This is a genomic window from Calothrix sp. 336/3, assembly GCF_000734895.2.
Classification (GTDB): Bacteria; Cyanobacteriota; Cyanobacteriia; order Cyanobacteriales; family Nostocaceae; genus 336-3.
In genome coordinates, this window is sequence record NZ_CP011382.1 from 3,133,245 (window position 1) to 3,156,500 (window position 23,256).

11 protein-coding genes and 1 pseudogene are annotated in these 23,256 nt (G+C 41.6%); 3 read left to right on the plus strand and 9 right to left on the minus strand.

Annotated elements, in window-relative coordinates:
• Positions 1-300: 300 nt before the first annotated feature.
• The gene (locus IJ00_RS13205) at positions 301-2,841 is read right to left on the minus strand and encodes a response regulator (RefSeq protein WP_046814811.1); all 2,541 of its coding nucleotides are present in this window, start codon (positions 2,839-2,841) and stop codon (positions 301-303) included.
• Positions 2,831-3,400: a heme NO-binding domain-containing protein gene (locus IJ00_RS13210; RefSeq protein ID WP_035153720.1), complete on the minus strand. Its 570-nt coding sequence runs from the start codon at positions 3,398-3,400 to the stop codon at positions 2,831-2,833. The genes IJ00_RS13205 and IJ00_RS13210 overlap by 11 nt, the downstream gene beginning before the upstream one ends.
• 1,436 nt (positions 3,401-4,836) lie before the next feature.
• Between IJ00_RS13210 and IJ00_RS13220 the strand changes: the two genes are divergently transcribed.
• From IJ00_RS13220 to IJ00_RS13230, 3 genes are all read left to right on the plus strand, one after another.
• Positions 4,837-5,769 (plus strand): LysR family transcriptional regulator, encoded by a 933-nt coding sequence (locus tag IJ00_RS13220; protein ID WP_035153724.1) that lies wholly within the window; start codon positions 4,837-4,839, stop codon positions 5,767-5,769.
• A 155-nt stretch (positions 5,770-5,924) separates the two neighbouring features.
• A complete protein-coding gene (locus IJ00_RS13225; RefSeq protein ID WP_082127323.1) occupies positions 5,925-7,520 on the plus strand; it encodes a mucoidy inhibitor MuiA family protein in 1,596 nt (531 codons plus the stop codon).
• Between the two features lie 167 nt (positions 7,521-7,687).
• The gene (locus tag IJ00_RS13230) at positions 7,688-8,293 is read left to right on the plus strand and encodes a hypothetical protein (RefSeq protein WP_035153726.1); all 606 of its coding nucleotides are present in this window, start codon (positions 7,688-7,690) and stop codon (positions 8,291-8,293) included.
• Between the two features lie 20 nt (positions 8,294-8,313).
• On the opposite strand, the gene IJ00_RS13235 is transcribed toward IJ00_RS13230, so the two are convergent.
• The 7 genes and pseudogenes from IJ00_RS13235 to pstS all read right to left on the minus strand — a co-directional run bounded on the left by IJ00_RS13235 (position 8,314) and on the right by pstS (position 23,107).
• Positions 8,314-13,704: an ATP-binding sensor histidine kinase gene (locus tag IJ00_RS13235; RefSeq protein ID WP_035159019.1), complete on the minus strand. Its 5,391-nt coding sequence runs from the start codon at positions 13,702-13,704 to the stop codon at positions 8,314-8,316.
• A gap of 448 nt (positions 13,705-14,152) precedes the next feature.
• A pseudogene (locus tag IJ00_RS13245) lies at positions 14,153-18,554 on the minus strand (AAA family ATPase).
• Positions 18,555-18,593: 39 nt separating this feature from the next.
• A complete protein-coding gene (locus IJ00_RS29030; protein ID WP_168163475.1) occupies positions 18,594-18,770 on the minus strand; it encodes a hypothetical protein in 177 nt (58 codons plus the stop codon).
• A 185-nt stretch (positions 18,771-18,955) separates the two neighbouring features.
• Positions 18,956-19,762 carry a phosphate ABC transporter ATP-binding protein PstB gene (gene pstB / locus IJ00_RS13250; RefSeq protein WP_035153732.1) on the minus strand — a complete coding sequence of 269 codons (807 nt, stop codon included), beginning with the start codon at positions 19,760-19,762 and terminating at the stop codon, positions 18,956-18,958.
• 114 nt (positions 19,763-19,876) lie between these two features.
• On the minus strand, positions 19,877-20,776 hold the full coding sequence (gene pstA / locus IJ00_RS13255) for a phosphate ABC transporter permease PstA (RefSeq protein WP_035153734.1): 900 nt from the start codon (positions 20,774-20,776) through the stop codon (positions 19,877-19,879).
• Between the two features lie 24 nt (positions 20,777-20,800).
• Positions 20,801-21,745 carry a phosphate ABC transporter permease subunit PstC gene (gene pstC / locus IJ00_RS13260; RefSeq protein WP_035153736.1) on the minus strand — a complete coding sequence of 315 codons (945 nt, stop codon included), beginning with the start codon at positions 21,743-21,745 and terminating at the stop codon, positions 20,801-20,803.
• A 186-nt stretch (positions 21,746-21,931) separates the two neighbouring features.
• Complete coding sequence (gene pstS, locus IJ00_RS13265) at positions 21,932-23,107, minus strand: phosphate ABC transporter substrate-binding protein PstS (RefSeq protein WP_035153737.1); 1,176 nt, start codon at positions 23,105-23,107, stop codon at positions 21,932-21,934.
• Between the last annotated feature and the right edge of the window lie 149 nt (positions 23,108-23,256).

The window sequence follows — 23,256 nt, forward strand, 5'->3', positions numbered from 1 at the left end:
AGCTTCACACTTACTATTCCCAAATATGCATAGGAATTTACTTGTATAGTCAAAACTTTATGGGGAATCGTCGTGAATAACTTGTCTTTGCTCCCCCTCTCCAAAATCGAGTTTTTACTGCCCAGCGTAGCTTCCAGAGGTGAGTAAATCTGAATAGATATATATCTATTTCTGGAAAAATTTTGATTTATGATAAATACTTATATGTCTTACGAAAAATATAAAAAAAGCCAGGGAAATTGATATAATTATCCCTAGCTTAGAAGAAAGTTTTTAAGTTCTATTTCTGTAAATCCTCACTTAGCTGGAGTAAGTTTCTCCATCCGGAATACTAATTTTTTTGATAACTACTTCAATTGCATCAAGACGAATGGGTTTACTAATAAAATCATCCATCCCTGCATTTAAACATTCTTGACGGTCTTCTGGACGAGCATTAGCCGTCATAGCGATAATTTGCGGTTGTTTGTTGAGAGAAATTTCTTGGCGAATATATCGAGTCGCTTCTAAACCATCCATTTCTGGCATTTGCACATCCATGAATACCAAATCATAGGTTTGGTTTTGCACTGCTTTGACTGCTTCAAGTCCATTATTTGCCACATCTGCTTGATATCCCAAGCGCTCTAATAACTTCAAGGCAATTTTTTGATTTACTAATCCATCTTCAACTAGTAAAATTTTCAAGGGTAATATCTTCGCAATTTGAGTATTATTTATTGAAATATTATTTGGTGCAGTCCGAGAGTAGGATAATATTTCTGTATGGGTATTTTGGCTTTTTATAGACCAGATGCCGCGAATTATTTGTAAGGCAGTGTTGTATAGTTGGTAATGCCGTACAGGTTTTTGTAAAAAGGCTGTAAACTCGGCTGCGATGGGTTGCAATTCTAGATGTTGTTTAGCTTGGTAACTTAATATTACTAAAGGTAAATCCTGCTGCTGAGGAATTACACGAATTTTTTGAATTAAATCTAGATTATTGAATTGTGGACTATCGATATCAATTATCGCTGCATTAAAGAAATTTTCCTCAACTATAGGCAGTATCATGGTACTTGATTCAACTGCTTGTACCTTTAAACCCATACTTTGTAATTGTCGAGTTAAACATAGGCGCAACTTGGTATTATCTATTGCTAAAAGTAATTGTTTGCCAGCAAATTCTGGTTCAACATGAGTTTTCTTGAAACTGGAACCATGGACTTGAAAATTTGTGGTGAAATAAAAAGTAGAACCTTTTCCTTCCTTACTTTCTACCCACATACTTCCACCCATAATTTCCGCCAATCGTTTACTAATAGCTAACCCTAAACCAGTACCACCGTAACGTCTAGTGGTAGAAGCATCAACTTGACTAAAGGGTTGGAATAATCTATTTAAGCGATCGCCAGGTATCCCAATTCCAGTATCGCTAATGGCGAATTGTAGTTCACAGTTGCATGGGTAACTTGTTTCTGCTGGAATTTGCCGATGGGTGGAGACGGTTACTATAATTTCCCCAACAGTGGTAAATTTCACAGCATTACTCACCAAATTACAAATAATTTGCCGTAGTCGAGTAATATCCCCAATAATTTGAGTAGGTGTGTGGGGTTCTAGGTGAAATATGAGTTCAATATTCTTTGATGCAGCTTGGGGAGCTAATAAATCTAAAACTTCTTCAACACAAACTCGTAAATCAAACAGACTTTCCTCTAGTTCTAATTTTCCAGATTCAATTTTAGAAAAATCGAGAATATCATTAATGATAGTAAGTAAGGCATCACCACTATTACGGATAGTTTGTAAATAGTCGTTTTGTTCTGGTTGTAGAGGTGTATTTGCCAGCAAATCAGCCATTCCAATAATCCCATTCATGGGGGTGCGGATTTCGTGGCTCATCATCGCCAAAAAATCACTTTTAGCACTATTCGCTGCTTCTGCTGCTTGTTTCGCAAGTTTTAGCGCTTCCTCTGCTTGTTTGCGATCGCTGATATCTAGGTGAGTTCCCACCATCCTGAGGGGTTTTCCTCGGCGATCGCGATTCACTACTTTACCCCGATCCAAAATCCACTTCCATTCCCCCGATTTGGTAAGCAAACGGATTTCTGCTTCATATACAGGATTTTTCCCATGAATATGAGCGATTAATTGTTTTTGCATTCGCGATCGGTCATCTGGATGGATTAAGCTATTTCTAGCCTTAATATCCTTTGTCAATTCATCTGGTTCATAGCCGAGAATTGTAAACCAGTGTTTGCTACGATATACTTCCCCTGTTTGCAAGTTCCAATCCCAAAGTCCTTCCTCTACAGCATCTAGAGCTAATTTTAATTGTTCCTCACTCTTGCGTAACTCTGACCGTTGAGCAGTCAGTTTCGTGTTGAGTTTTTTCGCATCTGCAAGAGCTGTATTTTTAGCCTGTAATAAAAATAAATAATCGGAAACGGAATCATGTAAGGGAAAATCATTGATATTTAAACCTAACTTTTTCAGGTCGCTAATATCAGTAATCCAAGGAGAGGCAAGAAATAGCAAACTATCCCCATTCTCCACATATACCATCTGTCCCTTCAGTTGTATGTCTTGGTGATGGCATTGCAATAAAAATAGCGATCGCCTCTGGTCTAAAATAGCCTCAAAGGTATTTAGGCACTTAGGACGATTAATTTGAAAATAGATATCAAGAGGACTCCCTAGGAGATTCAGAGGTTCAAAAATACGCTGAAGTACTTGACCTATCTGAATAATCTTCATTTCACGATTTATCACCAGATGAAAAGGAAACAAAGAAGCAAATTGCTCAAAGTCAAGACTGAATTGGAGTTGCTGGAATTGGGTAGGTGGTTCAGTTGTCATGGGACTGAGAACTATCGTATTCAATGGAGAAGCTATCGTAAGCAGCACCTTCCTCACGAGAACTAGTTTGAGTAATATCAACTTTGGTGTGAAAGCGTTTTCCTAATCCATGTAACAAACCAATTACCATGGGAGCTAATCCCTTACGTGTTGATTGGTAATGGAGTTCCATCGATTTCTCGCTGGTGTGTTCGCAATCAAAGGATGGGGGACGAAGTTCAGAAAAACTCAAACCCACTCGTGCATGAAGATTATCGAGATTTTCCACAAACTGAGGTAAGGAATCACCTGCACTATCTAAAAGTTCTCCATAACCTTCTTCTGCTGTATAGGTTACCCAGTACTCTCCAAATGCTTTTAAAATATCTTCTGCTGGCATTCCGAACACTTCACAAGCAGCTTCTACCAAACGATAGGTAATATCGTCAGAATAAGCGTCCATACTAATAAAAAAATCTATGTCTTCCAGTCCAGCTTTTTGTTTGATGGTTTCCCACGTTTCCTCCCCGTGGTTTTTACAAACCATATCTTGAATTGCTTTATTGACTAGACCATACATAAAATGTACTACCTTGTTAGTTGAATTTGGATAATTGTATAAAATGTCTAGCTTGTATATCTTTATCCGCGAGAAAATAATTTGCAGTTGAGATTTGTACTTATAGACAAATGTAGTATATCTTACCCAAAATGTAAAAATTATCCCATAGACCTGTGAAAGCTTATCCTTCTGTGACTGAGTTTCCTCATTGGGAAACTGTATCTTTGCTCTTTGAGCTAGAAATCATCTTTTCAAGAAATCTTCCCCAAGTATCCCATCAACACATATAGCCTCAAAATAAGCCTTGCAGCCTCTATATTGAGACAATTTCGGGTCAGTTGTCATTGCAAAATTGTCGGAGTTAGGGAAAGCCGGAATAAAAATACTCACCAGCCTAGAATGTTCTAACTTCGTCAATCTCATCTTTGCATTATGTCTTGATTCTCTTGAGTCAGCCACACTCGGTGATGTAAAGACACGTCAGTATATTTACTGCTCTAACAAAATTTGATTATGTCTTGTCTCAGTATATTTACGAGTGTGATGGTTTTATTATACTTTTCCCATATCTAGCTCAGAAAATAGGGAAAGAAAGATAGGAAATCAGCAAGACTGAATAAACAAGGATTTCTGTAGTTAGTCTCAGAGAAATAGAAAAGTAAAAATGCTTTTGCTTTTATCCCAGTTTGAGAAATGCAATCATGACAAAATCACTGAAATTATAGACAATTTTTGACATAAAATATATATTTCAAAAAATAAATAAAATACTAATTTTTTTAAGGAACATAAAAAGAAGATAAGTTTTTGATTGATTTAGTTTGGGTCTAGCACGTGGCAAGTATTATAAGATTTATAAGTAGCGATTATGTTATTTCCGGAATGAAGATACTTCTGGAAACTCAGAAATCCATAATAAGCTCAGATGATTTATCGTGGACATATGCGGTTTTATAAAAAACGTTGTACACACCTAGAATTATGAGGCTAGTACAACGTTGACTACTATCCCCAAAGCACTTTCAAGGTGTGCAACGTTGGCTGGAAGGCATCTTACGCTTTGCTTGTTGTTCTGATAATAACTGGTTCGCTCCATAAATGAAATACCTTTGTCGCAATAACGTATATAGAGTAATATCTATATATATTACTCATAACTTTTACAGCAGTTAGGCTCCATGAATTCAAGTGTTCAGTGATACTAGATTTAGAAGTAAAAATAGAAGTTCTGTATCACAGGGGGTTAGAAATTTATTTCATTCCACAGGAAATGAGGATTTTCTGTTGATGTTCCTGATTATTATTTGCTTTTGTCAGCATAGCTACTTTCTAATGGGGGTAGTACTTCTGACTCCTGACGATACGTCACAGATGTGAAGTCAGGTTATTGCCGATAGAAGAGACAAAAACTTCTAAGCGTTCACAAAAATTGCCATTTTTAAGGAGAATCACCTTTGAACCAAGCGACGCTGCACCAGTTAAAAGTATTTGAAGCAGCTGCACGACATGGTAGCTTTACCCGCGCTGCGGAGGAACTTTTTCTGACACAACCTACTGTTTCGATGCAAATTAAACAACTGACAAAATCAGTGGGGTTGCCATTATTTGAACAGGTAGGTAAGCGCCTGTATTTAACTGAAGCGGGCAGAGAACTATTTGCAACTTGTCGGCAAATATTTGAGACAATTGCCCAATTTGAAATGAAGGTGGCAGACTTAAAAGGGCTAAAACAGGGACAATTGCGTCTAGCGGTGATTACTACAGCTAAATATTTTATTCCTCGTTTGTTAGGTCCATTTTGTCAACTTTATCCAGGGATAGATATAGCCTTACAGGTGACAAATCATGAGGGCATTTTGGAGCGCATGACTAATAACATGGATGATTTATATATCATGAGTCAAGTTCCAGATCATTTAGATGTCAGCTATGAGCAATTCTTAGAGAATCCTTTGGTGGTGCTTGCACCAACTAATCATCCTTTAGTTGGGGAAAAAAATATTAGTATTCAGCGATTAGGGGAGGAGCCTTTTATTATGCGGGAACCTGGTTCTGGAACCAGACGTTCCATTCAAAAATTATTTGATGAGCATGGAATCGAGGTCAAAGTCAAATTAGAATTGGGTAGTAATGAAGCCATTAAACAGGCGATCGCGGGTGGGTTAGGAATTTCAGTTTTATCTCGCCATACCCTGATACCAGACACAGGAGACTTAGTGATTTTAGACGTGGAAAACTTCCCCATTAAGCGTAGTTGGTATATGGTTCACCCCTCTGGGAAGCAATTATCAATTGTTGCCCGTACCTACTTTGAATATCTATTAGATGCCTCCAGAAAACTTGCTGACAGGCAATTTAATTACCATGAAAAAGTAACCGTTGGTTAATGGTGAGTTTGAGACAGAAGATGGAAACTTTCCAGTCTTGATCAGGGTGGTTCAACTTCCGAGAAACGAGATTGATAATCCCACATCCTAGAGAATGCTGTGATTTGCCATCAAGTCATCCACAATTCCCAATCACTCACAGGAGGAAACTGGCAGTGCGCCAAATATTAGAAAGCCAGATAATTAATGTTACTGTCTACACCGATCAAGCACTCGTGACTCGGCGTAGTGTTGTCTCATTGACTGGGCAAGAACAAGAGTTGGCGATCGCGCATCTGCCAGTCACTCTACAACCAGAGTCTGTGAGGGTGAAGGGTAAGGGAAGTATGGTTGTACAAATTCTGGGAGTGAGTACAGAGCGGACTTTTTTCACCGAACCTGTAGCCCCACGAGTTGCTCAAATAACCCAGCAAATACAACAGTTAGAAGCACAAAAACGCAACCTGCAAGCACAAATCGATGCTCTAGCTCTACAGTCAAGTTTTATTCAGGGTTTGCGGGAAAAAACAGGCGAACAATTTTCTGTGGGTTTGGCGCGCAAAAATCTCAGCTTGAGCGAGGTTTTAGATTTTGTCAATTTTTTGGGTAGCCAGTATTCAGAGTACGCGATCGCTACGGAAGATTACAAAAATCAACAGAGGGAAATCGAGAAGCAACTACAAGCACTCCGCAAACAATTACAACAAGTTCAAACACCTGAACCCCAAGAAAGTATAAATGTACTAGTAGAAATTCAATCTGCCGGTGCTGGAGAGTTGGAATTAGAGGTTTCCTATGTTGTCAATCATGCAAGTTGGCATCCTCTCTATGATTTACGAGTAGATAGTCAGAGTCAGACTGTCAATTTAGGTTACCTAGCAGAAATTCAGCAAAATACTGGGGAAGACTGGCAAGATGTGAACCTGACGCTTTCCACTGCTAAACCAGGATTAGGAACCCTACCACCCCAAATCCAACCTTGGTATATCGATATTTTCCGCCCTAGCCCTCCCATGATGACACGTTCCATCATGCCTATGGCAGCACCTGCTGCATCTAGGGGAATGGATGAAGCTGCAAGTTTAGAAGCAGAAAGTCTGGATATGGATGGGATTGTTCCGATTACAGCTGCTGGGGTAGAAGTCAGTAAACAGGGTAGTGTCGTCACATTCAAACTTGCTGGAGGTGGAAATATTCCCAGTGATGGTTCCCCCCACAAAAAAACTATTTTCCATGAAAATTATCCCTGTCGTTTCCAGTATATTGCCATTCCTCGGTTAGTCAGTTTTGCCTACCTGGAAGCACAGGTAAAAAATCCAGGAGATGGAGCAACTTTACTACCTGGCAATGCTAATATTTTCCGCGATCAGATGTTTGTTGGTACAACTGAACTGGCAAATATTGCTCCGGGGGAAGATTTCTCCGTGAATTTAGGTATTGACGAAGGTTTAAAGATTGTCCGCAATTTAGTAGAAAGAGTTGCGGATAAGAAATTACTCGGAAGTTACCGCAAAGTTACCTTTGCCTACAGATTATCAATTACCAATTTACTTGACCAAGAAGCCACCTTCAAGGTGACTGAACAATTACCAGTTAGTCGCAACGAGCAAATTAAAGTCCGTCTGCTTCGTAGTCAACCATCGATACAGTTAGGAGAAATGGGAATCTTGGAATGGGTTTTAGTGTTGCCCGCTCAAGGTAAACAGGAGTTGTACTATCAATTTACAGTGGAATATCCGCCGGAAATCGGAATTATCGGTTTAGATATATAGGCGCATATTCGTATCTCAACTCCGATCCATGCTTAAACTTTGCGGAAACTACGGAAACTTCGCAGTAATTTCATGAATTTTTTGTAAATCTCTCCTGAGCTAGATCCGGGATTTTACGAATTCCGGTAGTAATTGGGTATATAGCGATTTGCATATACTTCAATTTGATGAAACAATCTTTAATCAATCAAAGAAATTCCTCAGCCCAGTTAATGAAGGCAGGAATTTTTCTGGCATTATTATTTGGTAGCCTGGGTGTAATTGGTGGAGGATTCTACTTCAGTCAGATTTTTTCACCTGCTACAAAGACGAAGATGATAAATAATTCTTCCCATTATCGAGAAATTCGCCACAAGCTCTGGTCTAATTCTACACAAATTCAACATTTCCCCTCAGATATTTCCCCAGCAGCAAAAAATGTCAGCTTGTCTTACTCCCCAGGGGGTTCACAAACAAATAGTTTCTTCCAAGTACGGATGAAATTATCACCAAGCGAGATACAAAAAATACTTCTGACCTATCGCCCGCAAGCACAACGTGTATATCATGGTGGTAATACCAATGACCACGCCAACTTACCCAAAGGTATACCCACAACTTTCTTTTACACCAGCAATACAACAGAGGATTCCTTCCCACCTAGCTATGAAATTTTGGTACTAGGTGCAAATGATAGAGGTAATACCAATTTCCCTTGGAATCATGGAGATAGTTACGGAGTTGCCATAGATAGTTCCACCTCAGATATTGTTTACTGGGCTGAGGCGTGGTGAAATTCTGATATTGCTTTCATTCAACTAATCGGTAAAGCTATACAGAACTCAGTTCCTTTACCAGGTTCAGACCAGACATTGAGACTACCACCATGCTTTTCCACTACTATTTGGCGGGCGATCGCTAATCCTAACCCCGTACCTTTACCTACAGCTTTGGTAGTAAATAAATGGTCAAAGATTTTGGCTTGCACTTCTTCGGTCATACCTTTACCATTATCGTGAATACGGATATATACATGATTTGATTCGACGCTGGTACGGATGCTAATTTCTTGGGGATTGGCTTCTATATCTTGGTATGTCTGAGTTTGCGCCATTTCATCAAACATATCAATGGCATTCGCCAGAATATTCATAAATACCTGATTTAACTGTCCGGGGAAGCATTCTATTGTGAGTAAATCCCCGTAGTTTTGAGTAATTTTAATTGCTGGGCGGTTTTCGTTAGCTTTGAGGCGATATTTCAAGATTAGCAGGGTACTATCAAGTCCTTCATGGAGATTGGCGCTAACTTTGCGATCGGTATCAGCACGGGAGAAAGTACGCAGACTAGTACTGATGCCCTTGATACGATCAGTTGCCCCTTTCATGGCATCAAGCAACTTCGGCAAGTCTGACGATAAAAATTCCAAGTCAATTTCTTCAGCACTTTCTTGTACCACATCATTGGGTGGCTGCTGTTTTTGGTAAGTTTCCAAATGTTCAAACAAATCTTGCACATAGTCTTTGGCGTTGCTGATGCTGCCATTAAGGAAACCGATGGGATTATTGATTTCGTGGGCAACTCCCGCTACCAGATTTCCAAGGGCTGACATTTTTTCACTTTGTACAACTTGCATTTGAGATTGTTCAAGCTGCTGGGCATATTCTTGAGCTTTTTGATACAGTCGGGCGTTTTCCAGAGAAATTGCCGCTTGGGTGCAGAGGAAGTTTAATACTTCCACGCGATCGCTGGTAAATGCCCCAATAGTAAACTGATTTTTGAGGTATAAAATGCCAATCAGCTGACCTTGATTGAGCAGTGGTAAACACAGCACACTCTTGGGTTGGCGTTCCATGAGGTAGTCATCAATCACGGGTAAATCTGTTTTCAGTTCGTTGATGACCACAGTTTTTTGGGTGTTTTTGACATACTGAATCAATTTCACCGGGAGATTGGGATTATTCGTGAGGGGTTCAGTATAAATTTGTGTGTCCTCTAGAGTAGCAATGGCTTGCACTTGCCATTCTCCCGCTTCATTGGGGAGTATCAATGCACAGCGATCGCCTCCTGAATTTTGCAGAATAATCTGGGTGAGTTGATGCAGAAGTTGATCGAGTTCAATAGTGCTGGAGAGAGCTTGAGAAGCTTTGAGGATAGCTGCAAAATCAAAGGCTTGATTGATGCTGGTATTACTGGAACTTTTATGAGAACTCGAATGAATAGATGCAGTTAAAGGAGAGATTGTCATCAAGGTGTTCCAAGAACCAGCTGAAACCTCTGCTGCTTGTAAAATGGGACGGAGCAAATTAGGATAGCGGGTTTCTAAATCAGCAACTTTGGCTTTTGCACCCCATCGACTGTAACAATAGTAAGCTTCCTGCATATAGCTGGCGGCGACTTTCTCTTTGCCCCAATCGAGATAGAATTTGGCGGCTAGTTCGTTAGCCAGAGCTTCATCTTGGATGAAACGATGAGCTTGAGCAGAGGTAATTGCCATATCATAGTGAGCGATCGCTTCTACTTTTTGATCAAGTACACGATAGGTTTCAGCTTCGATCAATTGCCAACGATGCTTATGGTTAAAAGGTGCATGGGTAGCCCAACCTTTAAGCTGTTCTTGATCGGCTGTAATCCTTTCTAGAATGAGAGCTTGTTGTTCGGGTTCAGCATTGGGATAACATCGAACCTGAATCAATGCATCATAGTATTTCCAGATTGGAATCAAGAATAAACCACAGACTCCATTGCTATATTTTTCTAGTAGAGCCGCTAATTGTACCGCTTGTTCATTCTGTTCAAAGAGATAGCACAGCCATGCTTGGTTCAGGTAAATATGAAACAACCCTGCTAGATCGTTCTGCCTTTCTAAAGAGGGAATCAGCTGTTCTGCATCAAAGATTTCGCCTTGCAAGTGGTAAGGTACTTGTGCATCTCCCAATAAATTTAAAACCGCTTGTAGATAAACCTCATGGGATAGCAATGTCGCTTGCTGCTTAACTTGCTCCATCACTTGTCGATAAGCCAGCATTTCTGTTTTCAGTTCCTGCAACTCTCCTCCTGCCCAATATTTATAGTAGCTGTAGGTTGAGAGATTCAGGGCGACACATTCCCAATCACCACTTTCCAAGCCGCTTAGGTAGCCTGCCAAAAGCGATGGAATCACATCGTGCAGTGGCTCTTGCCAATGACGGGTGAAGGTACTGACAACTAAATAGGCTCTGCTTTTAAAAGAGGTGATCTGAAGTTTCTCCAACAGTGTCAGAGAGAGCTGCCCAAATTTATAGCCCGTGGAAATATCACCCATAATGCCACACAGAATCAAGCTATAATCTGCGTAGGAAAAAATTGAGATCTGAGAATTACCATACTGGATTGACAGTTCCACTTGCTTAAAGATTAGCAGAGGTACTAGAAAGGGGGAGGCAATATAGGCAGAGGGAACAAGTTTGGTGAGAATTTGCATCGCGGCTAACATTTGTGGATCTTCCATGGTTGGTAGTTCCAGGAGACTCAACGGCTCACGTCCTTGCCAAGACTGTCGCGATCGCTCATATGCGGCTCCAATATCAGCTGGGGTTGGGTGAGGGGGAAACTCAACGCCTAATTGTTTCAGGACTTGTAAACCAATCTCAACAACTTGCAAAAATTCCCCTTGCGATCGCAGTGCCATTATCCGAGTTTCGTATACTTTAATGCAATCAAGTAATGAGTTAGCTTGTTTTAATACCAGTTCGCCCCAAGCTTCTAAGTTCTCAAACTCTGTATTCAGATAAGCCGCATCTAAGCGTCGATGATGGAGATCTAAAGTGAGTGTATAGTGCTTCTCCCAACAATCTTCAGGTAAAAGTTCAATTCCCCGATTCAAATAGGTAAGGGCAGCAGCATAAGCCGTAGAATCAATGGCTTTGCGTCCTGCCAACAGATTTAAGCGTGCCAATTCCAGCAGTTCTAGGGAATCGCTAGTTACATCACTGCCGAGATTCAAATGACCAACAATTTCAAAAATCCGCTCCTCATAGGTATCTGATGAAAAGTGTGTCAGTAACAATCGACCTATGCGGTAATGAATAGGGGCTTTACACTCTTCAAGAATTGATGAATAGGCAGCTTGTTGAACGCGATCGTGCAGAAACTTATAATTCAGCGTTTCATTGGGTTGGTCTTCTGTTGCTTGAGCTTCTCCCACATAAAACTTGTATAAATCGCTTTGGGGCAAAATCAAACCTTCCTGCAAGGCTTTCCACAGTGCTGTTGCTACATCGGTTTGCGATCGCTCGGAGACAATTGCCAATATCTCTAAATCAAACTGCGCTCCAATACAAGCTGCAAGTTTCAGCATTTCCTGGGTGGTTTCTGGCAGCTTTCGTAATTGCTGTGCCATGAATTCAACCACATCATCCGTCAAAGCTGCATCCTGCACTTGCACAATATCACATTGCCAATGACCTGCATCCTGGTCAAAGGTAATCAACTGGTCTTGATATAATACCTTGAGAAACTGGGTAACAAAGAAAGGATTACCCTGAGTTTTCTGCATGACTAACTCTGTCAGTGGTTTAACTACTCCTAAACCAGCATGAAGAGTATCTGCAACCAAATAATTGAGACTGCTAAAAGTCAGGGGTTTGAGGGTGATAGTGTTAATTTTTGCCCCGGCTTTCTCCATATCACTGAGGCTCAACATCAATGGATGGGCGGGGAAAACCTCATTATCCCGATATGCTCCCAACAGTAATAAACAGCTTGCTTTCACCTCAGACATTAACACCTGAATCAAATTCAGGGAAGCCGAATCTGCCCATTGCAAATCATCCAGGAACATCACTAGAGGGTGTTCAGGTGTGGTAAAGACTTGAATAAACCTTTGGAACAGTAGATTAAACCGATTTTGGGCAGCAGTTCCCGATAATTCCGGTGCAGGGGGTTGATTACCAATAATCTGTTCCAGTTCGGGAATCAGTTCTACAATTACTTGGGCATTTTCTCCCAGTGCTTCTATAATCTGGGTTTTCCAGGTTTGCAGTTGGACATCACTTTCACTCAGAAGTTGCCCCATTAAATCCCGGAAGGCTTGCACAAAAGCACTGAAGGGAATATTACGATTAAACTGGTCAAACTTGCCTTTGATAAAATAACCCCGTTGTTTAACAATGGGTTTATGCACTTCATTGACAACGGCTGTTTTCCCAATACCAGAGAATCCAGCCACCAACATCATTTCTGAAGCACCTTGGGCAACCCGGTCAAAAGCTTCTAGCAGCGTTTTTACTTCTTCCTCCCGTCCGTAGAGTTTTTCTGGAATATTGAAGTGATCGCACAAGTCTTTCTGTCCCAATTCAAACTCAGTAATTGAACCAGTTTCCTTCCACTGGCTTAAACACTCGCCTAAATCATGCTTTAGTCCCAAAGCACTTTGATAGCGGTCTTCAGCATTTTTCGCCATCAATTTAGCGACTATTGCCCCCACCATTTCGGGCACATCGGTACTTACTTCATTTAGGGGTACGGCAATCTTGGCAATGTGACAATGAACCAATTCTAGGGGGTCGTCGGTAGTGAAGGGTAAACGACCTGTGAGTAATTGATACAGGGTAACACCGAGGGCGTAAAAATCACTGCGGTAATCAATACCGCGATTCATCCGTCCAGTTTGTTCTGGTGCTAAATAAGCTAGGGTTCCTTCCAGGGTGTTAGGATTTTGAATTTCCTGGGTTTCTTTGGGTAGTACTGAAGCGATGCTAAAGTCAATCAGTTTAACTTGCTTGGATTCTGGATGAATTAGGATGTTTGCAGGTTTGATGTCCTTGTGAATTACTCTACAAGAGTGCAACTCGTGGAGGATGTCAGTAATTTGCAGAGCGATCGCCAACTTCTCAGTTAAGTCTAATTGATGCTGCTGGATGTATTGTTCTAGAGATATCCCACCCCAATCTGCCATCACTAAGGCATAGCTATTACGTAATGTTTCCAGAGTCAGGGGTTGGACAATGCCAGCAACATGAAGATTTTTGGTTATGGCATATTGATTACGAAACTGCACCAATTCCCCAAATGTAGGATACTCCCGTTGCAGCACCTTAATTACTACGGGTAATTGTTGATTATTTTGTACTGCTCTATACACTGCTGTTCGAGAACCCAGATAGAGTTGCTCTGTAAGAGTGTAACCAGAAATTGCTGGAAATTGAGGTGCTGTGGGTGTCATGGGCTTGAGGATTGATAGTTGCGTGGGGAACTTATACCAATTTGAAAAAGCAATACGACACATGGACAAAACCCCTCCCCATAGACCTACCCATTAGTCACATCTTTCTTAACAATTCTGAAACCCTTGTTCTGTAGTCATCTTAAACGCTGAGGTGTCAGGCATACTTGACAGATTGCTTCTTACTATTCTCGCTAAAATAGGATTTTTATTGAGAATTGACGACGAAGGAATCAGGGTTAGAAAAAGCGTGAGTGAATACTCTCGTAAATGTTGCGAAAGATCCGGGTAATGGATAGCCCCATAGACGCGGAGCGGCTTCCCGATAGGGGGGTATCTGTCGTAAACATTTTTTGAATCGGTATTATGACTGTTATTAAGATGCCCACAAATCTCCCCAATCTAACTAACAGTCTGATTGCAGGTAATTCAACAGGCGATTCATGTCTTATTTACTACTAATCGGTAAAACAATACAGAAGTTAGTTCCTTTACCAGGTTCAGACCAGACATGGAGACTACCACTATGCTTTTCCACTACTATTTGGCGGGCGATCGCTAATCCTAACCCCGTACCTTTACCTACAGATTTGGTAGTAAATAAATGGTCAAAGATTTTCCCCTGTACCTCTTGTGTCATACCCTTGCCATTATCGCGGATATTGATATGCACCTGATTTGATACAATTTCAGTCCCAATGGTAATGATTTGAGGATTGGCTTCTAGTTCTTGAAAGGATTGGGTTTGTGCCATTTCGTCAAACATATCAATGGCATTCGCCAGGATATTCATAAATACCTGATTTAACTGTCCGGGGAAACACTCAATCTGGGATATTTTCCCATACTCTGTAATGACTTGAATCGCTGGACGGTTTTCGTTAGCTTTGAGGCGATATTTCAAGATTAACAAGGTACTATCAATACCTTCATGGAGATTGGCACTGACTTTGTATTCAGTATCGGCACGGGAGAAAGTACGCAGACTTGTACTAATATTTTTGATACGACTGGTTGCTCCTGCCATGGAATCAAGTAGCTTGGGCAAATCTTCCAAAAGAAATTCTAAGTCGATATTTTCAGCTAACTCAGCTACTGCTTCAGCGATTAGCTTGAGCAGAGGCAATTGCCATATCATAGTGGGCGATCGCTTCCCCTTTTTGGTCAAGTACACGATAGGTTTCAGCTGCGATCAATTGCCAACGATGCTCATGGTTAAAAGGTGCATAGGTAGCCCAACCTTTGAGCTGTTCTTGATTTGCTGTAATCCGTTCTAGAATCAGAGCTTGTTTTTCGGGTTCAGCGTCCGCATAGCATCGAACCTGAATTAATGCGTCATAGTATTTGCAGATAGCACTCAAGAAGAAACCACGAGAGGCATCGCTATATTTTTCCAGTAGAGATGCTAATTGTAGCGCTTGTTCATTCTGTTCAAATAGATAGTACAAACATAATTGATTGAGGTAAGTATGGAATAATCCTGTTAGATCGTTCTGTTTTTCTAAAAAGGGAATCAGGTGTTCTGCATCCAAGATTTCGCCTTGTAATTTGTAGGGTGTTTCCACCTGTTCCAATAAATTTAAAACCGCTTGCAGATAAACTTCATGGGATAGCAATGTCGCTTGCTGCTTAACTTGCTCGATCGCTTGTCGATAAGCCCGCATTTCTGTTGCCAGTCCCTGTAACTCCCGTCCTGCCCAATATTGGTAGTGGCTGTAGGTCAATAGATTCAGGGCGACACATTCCCAATCACCACTTTCCAACCCGCTACGGTAGCCTTCTAATAGGGATGGAATTACATCATGCAGTGGTTCTCGCCAATGACGGATGAAGCTACTGACAAGGAAATAGGCTCTACTCTTGAAAGAGGCAACCTGAAGTTTCTCTAACAGTGCCAGGGAAAGCTGCCCAAATTCATAGCCCATGGAAATATCACCCATGATGTCACTCAGAATAAAGCCATACTCCGCATAGGAAAAAATTGAGATCGGAGAATTGCCATACTGTATGGAGAGTTCTACTTGCTTAAAACTCAGCAGGGGTGCTAGAGCCGGTAATGCAATATAGACAGAAGGAACAATTTTGGTGAGAATTTGCATCGCGGCTAATATTTGTGGATCTTCCATGGTTGGTAGTTCCAGGAGACTCAACGGTTCACGTCCTTGCCAAGCTTGCCGCGATCGCTCATATGCGGCTCCAATATCAGCAGGGGTGGGGTGAGACGGAAACTCAACGCCTAATTGTTTCAGGACTTGTAAACCAATCTCAACAACTTGCAAAAATTCCCCTTGCGATCGCAGTGCCATTATTCGAGTTTCGTATACTTTAATGCAATCGATTATTGAGGTTGCTTGTTGTAATACCAGTTCGCCCCAAGCTTCTAAGTTCTCAAACTCTGTATTGAGATAAGCTGCATCCAAGCGTTGATGATGGAGATCTAAAGTCAGTCGATAGTGCGTCTTCCAGCTATCTTCAGGCAAAATTTCAATTCCCCGATTCAGATAGGCGATCGCCGCAGCATAAGCCGTAGAATCAATAGCTTTGCGCCCTGCTAACAGATTTAAGCGTGCCAATTCCAGCAGTTCTAGGGAATCGCTAGTCACATCACTGCCGAGATTCAAATGACCAACAATTTCAAAAATCCGCTCCTCATAGGTATCTGATGAAAAGTGCGTCAGTAACAATCGACCTATGCGGTAATGAATAGGGGCTTTACACTCTTCAATAATTGATGAATAGGCAGCTTGTTGAACGCGATCGTGCAAAAAACGATAACTGAGGGTTTCCTCTGAGGAATTCTGCGTTACTTGATTTTCTTGACTTTCTTCTAAATAAAATTTGTACAGATCGCTTTGGGGCAGAATAAACCCTTCTTGTAATGCTTTCCACAGGGTTGTTGCCACCTCAGTTGGAGATTGCTGGGAAATAACCGCCAGGGTGTTTAAATCAAACTGATTACCAATACAAGCAGCTAATTGTAAAATCTCTTGGGTTGCTGTCGGCAGCTTTTGTAATTGCTGCACCATTAATTCCACCACATCCGAGGTCAAAGCGGCATCTCGCACTTGCACAATATCACATTGCCAATGACCCGCATCCTGGTCAAAGGTAATTAACTGGTCTTGATATAATGCCTTAAGAAACTGGGTAGCAAAGAAAGGATTACCCTGGGTTTTCTGTATTAACAGTTCTGTCAGGGGTTGTACCACCGGTAGGGGAGCATGGAGGGTATCAGCAATCAGGTGATTGAGACTGGTTAAATTCAAAGGTTCTAGGGTGATGGTGTGGATGATTGCCCCGGTTTTTTCCATCCCATTCAGAGTCAACATTAACGGATGAGCAGCAAAGACTTCATTATCCCGGTAGGCTCCTACCAGCAATAAACAACCCCTTTTAGACTCAGACATTAATTCCTGAATCAAATTCAAGGAAGCCGAATCTGCCCATTGCAAATCATCCACAAACATAACCAACGGGTGTTCGGGAGTGGTAAAGACTTGAATGAACTTTTGAAACAACAAATTAAACCGATTTTGGGCTGCGGTTCCGAATAATTCGGGTGCAGGTGGTTGTACTCCAATAACCCGCTCTAGTTCCGGGATTAATTCAATAATGACTTGAGCATTGTCACCCAGTGCTTTGAGAATCTGGACTTTCCAGCTTTGCAATTGGGCATCACTTTCGCTGAGTAATTGCCCGATTAAGTCCCGGAAGGCTTGCAAAAAGGCAGAAAAGGGAATATTGCGATTAAACTGGTCAAATTTCCCCTTAATGAAATAGCCCCGTTGTTTGACAATCGGTTTATGTACTTCATTGACAACAGCTGTTTTGCCAATTCCCGAAAAACCAGCCACCAACATCATTTCTGATGCTCCTTGGGCAACCCTTTCAAAAGCTTCTAGCAGGGTTTGGACTTCTTGTTCCCGTCCGTAGAGTTTTTCTGGAATATTGAAGCGATCGCACAAATCTTTCTGTCCCAATGGAAACTCAGTAATTGACCCTATTTCTTTCCATCGACTTAAGCACTGTTGTAAATCATACTTTAGTCCTAAGGCACTTTGATAGCGGTTTTCGGCATTTTTCGCCATGAGCTTGGCAACTATTGCCCCGACTATTTCTGGGACATCATTATTGACTTGACTAATGGACTTGGCTGTTTTGGCGATGTGGCAATGAACTAGTTCTAAGGGGTCGTCTGCCGTAAAGGGTAAGCTGCCTGCAAGTAATTGATACAGGGTGACACCGAGGGCATAAAAATCACTACGGTAATCAATACCGCGATTCATACGTCCCGTTTGTTCAGGAGCAAGATAAGCTAAAGTTCCTTCTAGAGTATTGGGGTTTTGGATTTCCTGGTTTTCTTTGGGTAGCACCGACGCAATACTAAAGTCAATCAGCTTAATTTGCTTAGACTCAGGATGAATTAGAATATTTGCGGGTTTGACGTCTTTGTGGATAACTCGATGTTGGTGCAGTTCGTGGAGAATATCAGCCAGTTGAATGGCAATTCCCAAACTGTCAGATAAGTCTAATGGCTGCTGCTTGATGTATTTTTCCAGGGATATACCACCCCAATCAGCCATGATCAGAGCATAGCCATTACCAAATTTTTCTAGACTTAGAGGTTGAACAATACCAGAAATGGGAAGATTTTTACTAATTGCATACTGATTGCGAAACTGCACTAATTCCCCAAATTGGGGATACTCTCGTTGCAGCACCTTAATAATAACGGGTAGTCTCTGACTCTCTCTAATTGCTCGATATACAGCTGTCCGTGAACCACAATAAAGCTGCTCAGTGATGCTATAGCCAGAGATTTCCGGAAATTGAGGTGCTGTACTATTCATAGTCTTGAGATTTTGTCAAGGAAAATCATTAACTATGACTTAATATTCCCAGAAATGTTGTAAATCTAACAATCCCAATTCCCAATATTTACTCTGCAACAAGTTAGCTAAGTAATCTATCAATCCTGATTTGACAAGGGTTTGAGAATTTTTATCTGTTTCATAATTGGAGTGAAATCCCATCGATTGCAGGTTTTCTACACTATAATCACTCAAGATTTTAAATGTATACAATTGAGTTGCCTATGGTTGTTTTTGATAACAAAAGTCACTCAAGATTTTAAATGTATACAATTGAGTTGCCCATGGTTGTTTTTGATAACAAAAAAGCTAGCTCCCACTTGGGCAGAACTAGCGTTTGATGCTTTCCATAATTAGTAACAAGCGTGAACTACATAACATTAACCAAACTTACCACTGACGTATTCTTTTGTCGCTTCCTGTTGGGGATTTTGGAAAATGTTTTCTGTGCGGTCAAATTCCACTAAGTAACCAGTCCGCCCACCTTTTTCGGAGGCTTGTACATTGAAGAATGCAGTCATATCTGATACCCGTGATGCCTGTTGCATATTGTGGGTAACGATAATGATGGTGTATTGTTCTTTAAGTTCGTGAATTAAATCTTCAACCCGCAAAGTTGAGATGGGGTCAAGGGCAGAACAGGGTTCATCCATGAGAATAACGTCTGGTTGGGTGGCGATCGCTCTCGCAATACACAAACGTTGCTGTTGTCCCCCTGACAGAGAATAACCACTTTGTCTGAGTTTATCCTTCACCTCATCCCACAGGGCAGCTTGCTTTAGGGAACGCTCCACCAACTCATCCATGTCTCCCTTGAAACCGTTTAGCCTGGGACCAAAGGCGATATTATCATAGATGGATTTCGGGAAAGGATTTGGTCTTTGAAACACCATCCCAATCCGCCGCCGCACTTCCACAGGGTCAATTTGGGGTGCATACAAGTTTTCACCATAGTAGTAAATACTTCCTTCGGCTCGGAAACTTTCTACTAAATCATTTAAACGATTAAAGCAGCGCAAAATCGTACTTTTACCGCAACCAGAAGGACCGATAAAGGCTGTCACCCGGTTTTTGGGGATATTCATCCAAATATCACGCACAGCCAGAAAGTTGCCGTAATATACGTTCAACCCTTCTGTGTGTAAAACTGTTTCAGTTTGTTGTTGAACTCTAACGTTAGTTGCCATATGTGGTATATTTTTGAATCTAACTTGAATCTGACTATTCTTAAATTGGGTAGAAAGTGGTAGATAGAGAAAAAGCGAGAATAATTTTTCCCTTCTCCCTTCACCCTTCCGTCATTAATGAGCTGTGTGTGTTGTTTGTCGAGTTGCCCAACGAGCAATAATGCTGGTAATTAGCACCATTAAGACTAAAATCAAAGATGCTGCCCAAGCCAAGGCTTGCCAGTTTTTAAAGGGAGAAATGGCAAAGTTAAACACAAGTACTGCCAAGGATGCAGTCGGGGCAAACAAACTATTTGACCAGAACTGCGAGAATAGGGCGGTAAATAGTAGGGGTGCGGTTTCTCCTGACGCACGGGCAATCGAGAGAGTTGTACCTGTCACAATGGCAGGTAAAGCTGCGGGTAATACCACCCACATCACTGTTTGAAAGTTAGTTGCTCCTAGTCCCTTTGCCGCTTGGCGCAAATCATTGGATACTAACTGTAAGGCTTCGTCGGTAGTGCGGACGATAATCGGTAACATTAGGATTGATAAGGCAAAACCCCCAGCAAATGCTGAGAAACCTCCAGTGGTTGCCACGACGATACCGTAGGCAAATACGCCCGCTATAATCGAAGGTACTCCACTTAAGACATTTGTTGCAAATCTTACCCAGTATGCAATCTTACCAGAGCTAAATTCGGTGAGATATATTGCCGCTAATACTCCCAGGGGAATACTGATTAAAGCACCAATCCCCACCATAATCAGCGTACCGATGATGGCATTTCCAAAACCACCACCTTTGACTAGGGGAGGGGGAGGTAGTTCTGTAAATAGGTTTAAACTGAGGCTACTAAAACCTTGAATCAGAACGTAAGAAAGTACTGCTACTAAAGGCAAAATTGACAGGATGCCACATAAAAAGGCTAAACCTGTCATGATATTGCTAAATAGGGTGCGAGGAGATAGACGGGAGTGGTTTAAGCTGCCAGGAACAAATGGGGGAGGCTGATCTCTATAGGTAGAACTCATAAAATCTGAGATGGTTGGCAAGTTTTAAATGCGCTTCATGCGGACAACAATTAACTGCGCCAAAATGTTGACTATCAGAGTCAGCACAAAGAGAACTAGGGCAGCATACATTAATGCACCTACTTGTAAACCACTGGCTTCTGCGAATTGGTTAGCAAGTAGGGATGAAATTGTATTAGCAGGGGCGAATATCGAGGCACTAATATTATTAGAATTACCAATCAACATAGTCACAGCCATGGTTTCACCCATTGCTCGTCCTAGGGCAAGCATAACTGCACTGACAATACCAGAAAATGCCGCCGGAATTAACACTTGAAAAATTGTTTCCCAACGGGTTGCACCTAATCCCATAGCTGCTTGACGCAAACTTGGAGGTACGGAAATTAGGGCATCACGGGAAATCGCGGTGATAATTGGTAAGGTCATAATTGCAAGGATTACTCCAGCTGGAAACAATCCAGGACCTGTGGGTGAGGTGCTAAAAAAGGGTATCCAACCGAGGCTAGAATGCAACCATTTGCCAACATTGGTGATGATAGGCACTAATACAAATATACCCCATACACCGTAGACAACACTGGGGATAGCTGCGAGTAACTCAACCAGAAAAACAATGACTGTACGTACAGGTTTCGGTAGAAGGTTTTCGCTGAGAAGAATGGCAGTACCGACACCAATGGGAACTGAGATTAACAAACCGATGAAAGCGCTGGCGATAGTTCCGTAAACTTGGGGAAGAACACCATAGTCATTAGTAACTGGGTTCCAAGAACTTTCAGTCAGGAATGTGAGACCAAACTTCTGAATAGCTGGCATTGCTTGGATAGCCACTTGTACAGCAATCCATAGTAAAGTACCAGCGATCGCCAATGCAAATAATCTTGTCAACCCAATAAAGCCAACATCCAAGGACTTATCCAGCTTTGAGCGAGGCTGAATCTGATGATTTTGAACTGATGAACTCATGAATATAATTAACCCATGAAAATCAATGAGAGATTTTGATGACGGATTCAAGGGCAAGTTTCGACAACATATTATCGATAACTTACTACCCCAAATTTGTAGTCAAAATGTGGGAGCGAACCACATTATGAGTCCTAAGTGACTGAGTAATCAGTTGACAACGAACTCTGCAATCAATGCAGAAAGTTACTTACTAGCACTATTGCTGTTGCCAGTGACAGAAATTTTGTACTCTGGGCTAATAGCATCAGCTGCGGCGGCAACTTTTTGAATGACGTTTTGTGGTAGGGGAACGTAACCTAGTTCCACAGCTAGTTTCTGACCATCTGTTAAACCATACTCGATCATTGCCTCTATGGCTTTCGCTTTCACCGCATCTGGGTATTGTTTATACGCCAAAATCCAGGTGAAACTGACAATGGGGTAGGAAGCTTCACCCTCTGGATCGCTAATGAAAGCCCGTAGGTTTTCCGGCAAGGTGACAGACTCTAAGGTTTTGGAGGCTGATGCATCATTGGGGACGACAAACTTTCCGGCTTTATTCTCCAGGGCAGCAAATTTCAAGCTATTTTGTTTGGCATAGCCATACTCAATGTAGCCGATAGAACCCTTGGTTTGGGCAACTTGAGCTGTCACACCTTCGTTACCTTTGGCTCCCACACCTACGGGCCATTTGACGCTCTTACCGTCACCGACTTTGGTTTTCCATTCTGGACTGATGGCACTCAAGTGCTTGGTAAACACACCTGTGGTACCGCTACCATCGGAACGATAAACGACGGTGATGGGTTCTTTGGGTAGGGTGACTCCGGGGTTAGCTTTGGCGATCGCCGCATCATCCCAAGACTTAATCTTGCCCAATAGGATATCTACGTAAACTGTTCGAGGTAATTTTAATTCCGCTACATCAGGCAAATTATAAGCTAAAACGATACTACCAGCCGTCATCGGTAGCATCATTACGCCCTTCTCTACCTTTGCTATTTCCTCGTCTTTCATGGCTACGTCGCTAGCACCAAAGTCCACTGTCCCCTTGGTGAACTGTTCCACACCCGCACCACTACCAACGGATTGATAGTTTACTTGTAAATTTGGATACTTCTTGTTCAAACCTTGAAACCAGGTCTGGTATAAAGGGGCGGGGAAAGATGCACCCGCACCAGTTAAGGACACATTTCCACCTAAATCCAGCTTGGCTGGACTGGAAGCCGTCGCATCCTTGGCAGCACCAGGAGTCGCCTCATTTGCGGCATTGTTGTCCTGAGTTCCACCACTACAAGCCGCTAGGCTCATCGTCAGTGCTAATACTGACGCAACCCGCGCTAAACGAGATTTATTAGTTACAGGGTTACGGAAAAGCATGGATACCTATATTTTGGTAATTTTTCAGATAAGCGCTTATAATATATATCTTTAAAGTAAAGGGAAGGTTAACATTTGAAAATCGATTGTCATTTTTTACAGTAATTTTGGAAAAATTTAACTTTTGTTGCTACTTGCGAATTTTAGAT